The sequence below is a fragment of the Streptomyces sp. NPDC059695 genome (genome assembly GCF_042733785.1).
Classification (GTDB): Bacteria; Actinomycetota; Actinomycetes; order Streptomycetales; family Streptomycetaceae; genus Streptomyces.
This window is the reverse complement of the sequence record NZ_JBHWFF010000035.1, coordinates 55,247-62,831: the sequence shown is the minus strand read 5'-3', so window position 1 is coordinate 62,831 and position 7,585 is coordinate 55,247. Positions and strand designations below refer to the sequence as shown.

Below are 7,585 nucleotides of genomic sequence, written 5' to 3'. Positions count from 1 at the left end.
TGATGTTTATAAGAGACAGCTGGTGAGGGCACCTGGTGGTGCGGGTCCAGGCCCGGAACGCAGAGGCGCCGCGAAGGGCGCCGTCCCGTGTGCCCACCCGTCCCGCCCTGCGGGACGATTGCCCACACGGGGGTGGGCGAAGGCCCACAACGGGCGCGGGCCCACCCGGGCACGGGCGGCGGGCCCACGCGGGCGGCGCGCCCCGCACGGGCGTGGGCGAAGGCGGTGGTCAGCGGTAGATCAGGAGTTCGTGTTCCGTCGCGCCCGTCAGTTCGTACCGCGTCCGCACCAGCGGCCGCCCCGCGTAGATCCGGATCAGCGTCGCCGCGTCGCCGTGGAAGCGGGCCGCGGGCCGGCCCTCGATCGCGTTGCCGAGGGAGACCGGGTGGTCGTCCCGGTCCGCGAGGACGCCCACCAGGCGCGGGGTCTCCCGGCGGCGGCTGGTCACGGACAGGAGCGGGAGGGCCAGGTCGAGCGCCGCGCCGCAGTACGCGCCGGGCTCCCCGAAGGCCTCCCGGACGTCTCCGGCGTGGACCCACTCCCCCAGCGCCACCGCGTCGAGCCGGCCGTCCTCGCGGTCCGCGATGACCGGGCCCGCCTCGGTCAGGCCGCGTTCGAGTTCGTCGAGGATCCGGCCGATGGGCCAGTCCTCGCGTTCGGCGACGTCGCAGGCGTTGGCCTCGGGCAGGAAGACGCCCTCCTCCAGGCGGTCCTCGACGATCCGGACGAGCGCCGCACCGCAGTGGGCGAGGACCTGGCGGGCGGTCCAGCCGGGGCACGCGGTGCGGAGCCCGTACGCCTCCTCCGGGGTGCGCCGCAGGAGCGGCATCAGCAGGTCCCGCTCCGTGCGGAGGAGACGGTCGGGGAGCCACGGGTCACGTGTGTCGTCCGTACACATCTCAGTAGCGGTAGTGGTCCGGCTTGTACGGGCCCTCCACCGGGACCCCGATGTACGACGCCTGCTCGGGGCGGAGCGTCGTCAGGCGGACGCCGAGCGCGTCCAGGTGGAGGCGGGCGACCTTCTCGTCCAGGTGCTTCGGCAGCGTGTACACGCCCACCGGGTACTCGGACGTCTTCGTGAAGAGCTCGATCTGGGCCAGGGTCTGGTCCGCGAAGGAGTTCGACATCACGAAGGACGGGTGACCGGTCGCGTTGCCGAGGTTCAGCAGCCGGCCCTCGGACAGGACGATGACGACCTTGCCGTCCTCGAACGTCCAGGTGTGGACCTGCGGCTTCACCTCGTCCTTCACGATCCCGGGGATCCGCGCGAGACCCGCCATGTCGATCTCGTTGTCGAAGTGACCGATGTTCCCGACGATCGCCTGGTGCTTCATGCGGGCGATGTCGGACGCCATGATGATGTCCTTGTTGCCCGTCGTCGTGATGAAGAGGTCCGCCGTCTCCACGACGTCCTCCAGGGTGGCGACCTGGTAGCCGTCCATCGCCGCCTGGAGCGCGCAGATCGGGTCGATCTCCGTGACGACGACCCGGGCGCCCTGGCCGCGGAGCGACTCCGCCGACCCCTTGCCGACGTCCCCGTAGCCGCAGACCACGGCCGTCTTGCCGCCGATGAGGACGTCGGTGGCGCGGTTGATGCCGTCGATCAGGGAGTGCCGGCAGCCGTACTTGTTGTCGAACTTCGACTTCGTCACCGCGTCGTTCACGTTGATCGCCGGGAAGAGCAGCTCGCCCTCGCGGTGCATCTCGTACAGCCGGTGGACACCCGTCGTGGTCTCCTCCGTCACGCCCCGGATCGCGGCCGCGATCGACGGCCAGTCCAGCTCCGTGCGCTCCAGGAGGGCCCGGACGACGGCCAGCTCCTCGTTCGACGCCTCCGGCAGCACACCCGTCTTCCGGTACTCCACACCCTTGTGGACGAGCAGCGTCGCGTCCCCGCCGTCGTCCAGGATCATGTTCGGCCCGTCCGCGCCCGGCCAGGTCAGCGCCTGCTCCGTGCACCACCAGTACTCCTCCAGGGTCTCGCCCTTCCAGGCGAAGACCGGGATGCCGGCGGCGGCGATCGCGGCCGCCGCGTGGTCCTGCGTGGAGTAGATGTTGCAGGACACCCAGCGCACCTCGGCACCCAGCGCCACCAGCGTCTCGATCAGGACGGCCGTCTGCACCGTCATGTGGAGGGAGCCGGTGATCCGGGCGCCGGCCAGCGGCCGCGCCTGCGCGTACTCACGGCGGATCGCCATCAGACCCGGCATCTCGTGCTCGGCGAGGGTGATCTCCTTGCGGCCGAAGTCCGCGAGGCCGATGTCGGCGACCTTGAAGTCGGTGAAGTCAGACATGCGCTGCAACTCTCCTTGCACTCATGATGGTTCGGTGGATTTCCAGGGCCGCCGTCGACTTGTTGAGCGTGATGTAGTGCAGGCCGGGCGCGCCCTCGTCGAGCAGCCGCAGGCCCATCGCGGTCGCGTGCTCGACCCCGGTCCGGTAGGCCGCCGCGGGGTCGTCCTTCGCCGCCTCCAGGCGGTGCGCCAGGTCCTCGGGGAAGGCCGCGTCCGACAGCTCGGCGAAGCGCCGGATCTGGCGGACGTCGGTGGCCGGCATGATCTCCGGGATGATCGGGGTGTCGCAGCCGGCGGCGGCGACCCGGTCGCGCAGCCGCAGGTAGTCCTCGGGGTCGAAGAACATCTGCGTGATGGCGTAGTCGGCGCCCGCCCGGCACTTGGCGACGAAGTGGGCGAGGTCGCCCGCGGCGTCGCGGGACCGATGATGGCCCTCGGGGAAGGCGGCCACGCCGATGCGGAAGTCGCCCAGCGAGCGCACCAGCTCGACGAGCTCGTACGCGTACGTGAATCCCCTCGGGTGCGGGGTCCACGCGCCGCGCGGGTCGCCCGGCGGGTCGCCGCGCAGGACGAGGACGTCCCGGACGCCCGCGTCGGCGTAGGCGCCGATGATGGCCCGCAGTTCGGCGACGGAGTGCCCGACGGCGGTCAGGTGGGCGACCGGCCGGAGGGTCGTCTCCGTCACGATCCGCTGCGTGACGTCGATGGTCCGGTCGCGGGACGAGCCGCCCGCGCCGTACGTCACGGAGACGAAGTCCGGCCCGAGGGCCTCCACGCGCCGGATCGCGTCCCACAGGGTCTGTTCGCCCCGGTCGGTCTTCGGCGGGAAGAACTCGAAGGAGTACGTGGGGTTCACCTGCGGCCTCCCGCGTTGAAGTAGCTCGCCTCGGGGTGGTGGACGACGATCGCGTCCGTGGACTGCTCGGGGTGCAGCTGGTACTCCTCCGACAGCTCGACCCCGATCCGCTCCGGCCGGAGCAGCGCGGCGATCTTCGCCCGGTCCTCCAGGTCGGGGCAGGCCGGGTAGCCGAGGGAGTAGCGGCAGCCCTGGTACTCGGTGCGCAGCATGCCCTCCAGGCCGGTGGGGTCCCCGGCCCCGATGCCCCACTCCGCGCGGACCCGGGCGTGCCAGTACTCGGCGAGGGCCTCCGCCAACTGCACGGACAGGCCGTGGAGTTCGAGGTAGTCGCGATAGGAGTCGGCGGCGAAGAGCCGGGCCGTCTCCTCGCCGATCCTCGATCCGACGGTGACGACCTGGAGGGCGACCGCGTCCACCTCGCCGGAGTCCTCGGCGCGGTGGAAGTCGGCCAGGCAGAGGCGGCGGCCCCGCTGCTGGCGGGGGAAGGAGAAGCGGGTCCGCTCGCCTCCGTCCTCGTCCAGGACGATCAGGTCGTCGCCCTTGGACACACAGGGGAACCAGCCGTGGACGACGGCTGCTTCGACGAGACGCTCGCGTTCGATCCGGTCGAGCAGGGCCCGCAGCCGCGGCCTGCCCTCGGACTCGATGGTCGCGGCGTCCTTCAGCCCCCACTGGCCCTTGAAGAGGGCGGTCTCGTCGAGCCAGGGTGCGTACGCGGCGAGGGGGATGCCGGTGGTGACCTTCGTCCCGAGGAAGGGGGGCTCGGGTACGGGGTTGTCGGCGGCGACGTCCGAGCGTCCTGCCGGCTCGGGCTCCCGGACCTCCACCAGGGGCGTGGTCCGCTTCGGCACCCTGCGCTGCTTCAGCGCCGGCAGGGCGGCCCCGGGGACGCCCCGCTTGATGCCCATGAGGGCGTCCATGAGCCGCAGGCCCTCGAAGGCGTCGCGGGCGTAGCGGACCTCGCCCTGGTAGATCTCGTGCAGGTCCTGCTCGACGTACGCCCGGGTGAGGGCGGCGCCGCCGAGGATCACGGGGAAGCGGGACGCCAGTCCCCGGCTGTTCAGCTCCTCCAGGTTCTCCTTCATGATCACGGTGGACTTCACCAGGAGGCCGGACATGCCGATGACGTCGGCCCTGTGCTCCTCGGCCGCCTCCAGGATCGCGGAGACCGGCTGCTTGATGCCGATGTTGACGACGTTGTAGCCGTTGTTGGACAGGATGATGTCGACGAGGTTCTTGCCGATGTCGTGGACGTCGCCGCGCACGGTGGCGAGGACGATGGTGCCCTTGCCCTCCGCGTCCGACTTCTCCATGTGCGGCTCCAGGTGGGCCACGGCCGTCTTCATGACCTCGGCCGACTGGAGCACGAACGGCAGCTGCATCTGACCCGAGCCGAACAGCTCACCGACGGTCTTCATCCCGTCGAGCAGGATCTCGTTGACGATCTCCAGGGCCGGCCGTCCGGCCAGCGCCTCGTCGAGGTCCGCCTCCAGGCCGTTCTTCTCGCCGTCGACGATCCGCCGCTTCAGGCGCTCGTCCAGCGGCAGCGCGAGGAGCTCCTCCGCCTTGCCGGCCTTGAGGGACTTCGCCGTCGCGCCCTCGAACAGCTCCAGGAGCCGCTGGAGCGGGTCGTAGCCCTCCCGCCGCCGGTCGTGGATCAGGTCGAGCGCGACCTCGACCTGCTCCGGCTCCAGGCGGGCGATCGGCAGGATCTTCGACGCGTGCACGATCGCCGAGTCGAGACCCGCCTTCACGCACTCGTCGAGGAAGACCGAGTTGAGGACGATCCGGGCGGCCGGGTTGAGGCCGAAGGAGATGTTCGACAGGCCGAGCGTGGTCTGGACGTCGGGGTGGCGGCGCTTCAGCTCGCGGATCGCCTCGATCGTGGCGATGCCGTCCTTCCGCGACTCCTCCTGACCCGTGCAGATCGTGAAGGTCAGCGTGTCGATCAGGATGTCCGACTCCCTGATCCCCCAGGTGCCCGTGAGGTCCCCGATGAGCCGCTCGGCGATAGCGACCTTCGCCTCGACCGTCCGCGCCTGGCCCTCCTCGTCGATCGTCAGGGCCATGAGCGCGGCGCCGTGCTCCTTGGCGAGCGCGGTGACCTGCGCGAAGCGGGACTCGGGGCCGTCGCCGTCCTCGTAGTTCACCGAGTTGACGACGGCCCGGCCGCCCAGCTTCTCCAGACCGGCGCGCAGCACCCCCACCTCGGTGGAGTCGAGCACGATCGGCAGGGTCGACGCGGTCGCGAAACGGCCGGCGAGCTCCGCCATGTCGGCGACGCCGTCCCGGCCCACGTAGTCCACGCACAGGTCGAGCAGGTGCGCGCCCTCGCGGATCTGGTCCCGCGCCATCTCCACGCAGTCGTCCCAGCGCGCCTCCAGCATGGCCTCGCGGAACTTCTTCGAACCGTTGGCGTTGGTCCGCTCGCCGATCGCCAGGTACGAGGTGTCCTGCCGGAACGGCACGTGGCTGTACAGCGAGGACGCGCCCGGCTCCGCGACCGGACGCCGTTCGAGGACGGCCGCCCCCCGCACCCGCTCCACGATCTCCCGCAGGTGCTCCGGCGTCGTGCCGCAGCAGCCGCCCACCAGCGCCGGCCCGTACTCCCGCACGAACCGCTCCTGCGCGTCGGCCAGTTCCGACGGCGACAGCGGATAGTGCGCGCCGTCCGAGGTCAGCACCGGCAGGCCCGCGTTGGGCATGACCGAGATCGGGATCCGCGCGTGCCGCGAGAGGTGCCGCAGGTGCTCGGCCATCTCCACCGGGCCCGTCGCGCAGTTCAGGCCGATCATGTCGATGCCCAGCGGTTCGAGCGCCGTCAGCGCCGCCCCGATCTCCGAACCGAGCAGCATCGTCCCGGTCGTCTCCACGGTGACCTGCACGATCACGGGCAGGTCCACGCCGACCCAGTCCAGGGCCCGGCGGGCGCCGATGACGGCCGCCTTCGTCTGGAGCAGGTCCTGAGAGGTCTCGATGAGCAGGGCGTCGGCGCCGCCGCGGATCAGGCCCTCCGCGTTCTGCTGGAAGGCGTCCCGGAGGGGCTCGTACGTGACGTGCCCGAGGGTCGGCAGCTTCGTGCCGGGCCCCATGGAGCCGAGGACCCAGCGGGGGCGCCCGTCGCCGGCCGTGTGCGCGTCGGCGGAGGCGCGGGCGATCCGGGCGCCGGCCTCGGACAGCTCGTAGACCTGGTGCTCGATGCCGTACTCCGCGAGCGCGGCCAGGTTCGCCCCGAAGGTGTTGGTCTCGACGCAGTCCACGCCGACGGAGAAGTAGGCGTCGTGGACGGAGGCGACGATGTCGGGGCGCGTGAGGTTGAGGATCTCGTTGCAGCCCTCCAGGTTCCGGAAGTCGTCCATCGACGGGTCGGCGGCCTGGAGCATCGTCCCCATGGCCCCGTCGGCGACGACGACCCGCGTGGCGAACTCCTCCCGCAGGGAACGCCTCATGTGAGCCCCCTCAGATGGGTGACCAGGGTGGCCGTGCAGCTCACCCCGTAGGTCGTCCGGATCCGGTCCAGGAGGGAGTCCCGGTGCAGCCGGTACTCCTGCGTCCCGACGTAGTCGAGGACGGTCGCCGCGACCGCGCAGCCCAGCTGCGCCGCGCACCGCTCGGGCACGCCCCACAGCGTCGCCGCGAGGAACCCGGACCGGAAGGCGTCGCCGACGCCGGTCGGGTCGACGACCGCGGGGACCTCCACCGCCGGCACGGCCAGCGGGTCGCGGCCCTCGCCCCGGATGCGGACGCCCGCCTCGCCGTGGGTGGTGACCCAGGTGGTGACCCGGCGCAGCACCTCGGCCTCGGTCCAGCCGGACTTCTCCAGGAGGAGAGCCGTCTCGTACTCGTTGGTGAAGAGGAACCGGGCCCCGTCCACCAGCTCCCGCACCTGTCCCCCGTCGAGCCGCGCCAGCTGCTGCGACGGATCGGCGGCGAAGGGGATCCCCAGGTCACGGCAGGTGCGGGTGTGCCGGAGCATGGCCTCGGGGTCGTCCGGGGAGACCAGGACCAGTTCCAGGCGGCCGGTGCGCGCCACGACCTCGCGGAGGTCGATCTCGCGCGCCTCGGCCATCGCCCCCGCGTAGAAGGTGGCGATCTGGTTCTGGGCCCGGTCGGTGGTACAGACGAAGCGGGCGGTGTGGAGCGACGCGCTGACGCGCACCGAGTCGGTGTCCACACCGTGCTCCTTGAGCCAGACCCGGTACGGCTCGAAGTCGGCGCCGACCGCGCCGACGAGGACGGGCCGCAGGCCGAGGACGCCCAGTCCGAAGGCGATGTTCGCTGCCACTCCGCCGCGCCTGACCTCCAGGTTGTCGGCGAGGAACGACAGGGAGACCCGGTCGAGCCGGTCGGCGAGCAGCTGCTCGCTGAACCAGCCGGGGAAGGTCATCAGATGGTCGGTCGCGATGGATCCCGTGACAGCGATGCGCATGCC

At 71.5% G+C, this 7,585-nt stretch carries 5 protein-coding genes; all 5 read right to left on the bottom strand.

The window, feature by feature from the left end:
* Positions 1 to 229 precede the first annotated feature (229 nt).
* From ACFV2S_RS31675 to ACFV2S_RS31655, 5 genes are read right to left on the bottom strand one after another with little or no spacing between them, the layout of a single operon-like run.
* The gene (locus tag ACFV2S_RS31675; protein WP_383801604.1) at positions 230 to 898 is read right to left on the bottom strand and encodes a maleylpyruvate isomerase family mycothiol-dependent enzyme; all 669 of its coding nucleotides are present in this window, start codon (positions 896 to 898) and stop codon (positions 230 to 232) included.
* 1 nt (position 899) lies between these two features.
* Positions 900 to 2,294, bottom strand: coding sequence for an adenosylhomocysteinase (ahcY, locus tag ACFV2S_RS31670; protein WP_385566926.1), 1,395 nt, complete (start codon positions 2,292 to 2,294; stop codon positions 900 to 902).
* The gene (gene metF, locus ACFV2S_RS31665) at positions 2,287 to 3,150 is read right to left on the bottom strand and encodes a methylenetetrahydrofolate reductase [NAD(P)H] (protein ID WP_385566922.1); all 864 of its coding nucleotides are present in this window, start codon (positions 3,148 to 3,150) and stop codon (positions 2,287 to 2,289) included. Before metF ends, ahcY begins: the two co-directional genes overlap by 8 nt.
* Positions 3,147 to 6,602 (bottom strand): methionine synthase, encoded by a 3,456-nt coding sequence (metH, locus tag ACFV2S_RS31660; RefSeq protein WP_385566918.1) that lies wholly within the window; start codon positions 6,600 to 6,602, stop codon positions 3,147 to 3,149. The genes metF and metH overlap by 4 nt, the downstream gene beginning before the upstream one ends.
* Positions 6,599 to 7,582: a carbohydrate kinase family protein gene (locus ACFV2S_RS31655; protein ID WP_385566914.1), complete on the bottom strand. Its 984-nt coding sequence runs from the start codon at positions 7,580 to 7,582 to the stop codon at positions 6,599 to 6,601. The genes metH and ACFV2S_RS31655 overlap by 4 nt, the downstream gene beginning before the upstream one ends.
* Positions 7,583 to 7,585: the final 3 nt, after the last annotated feature.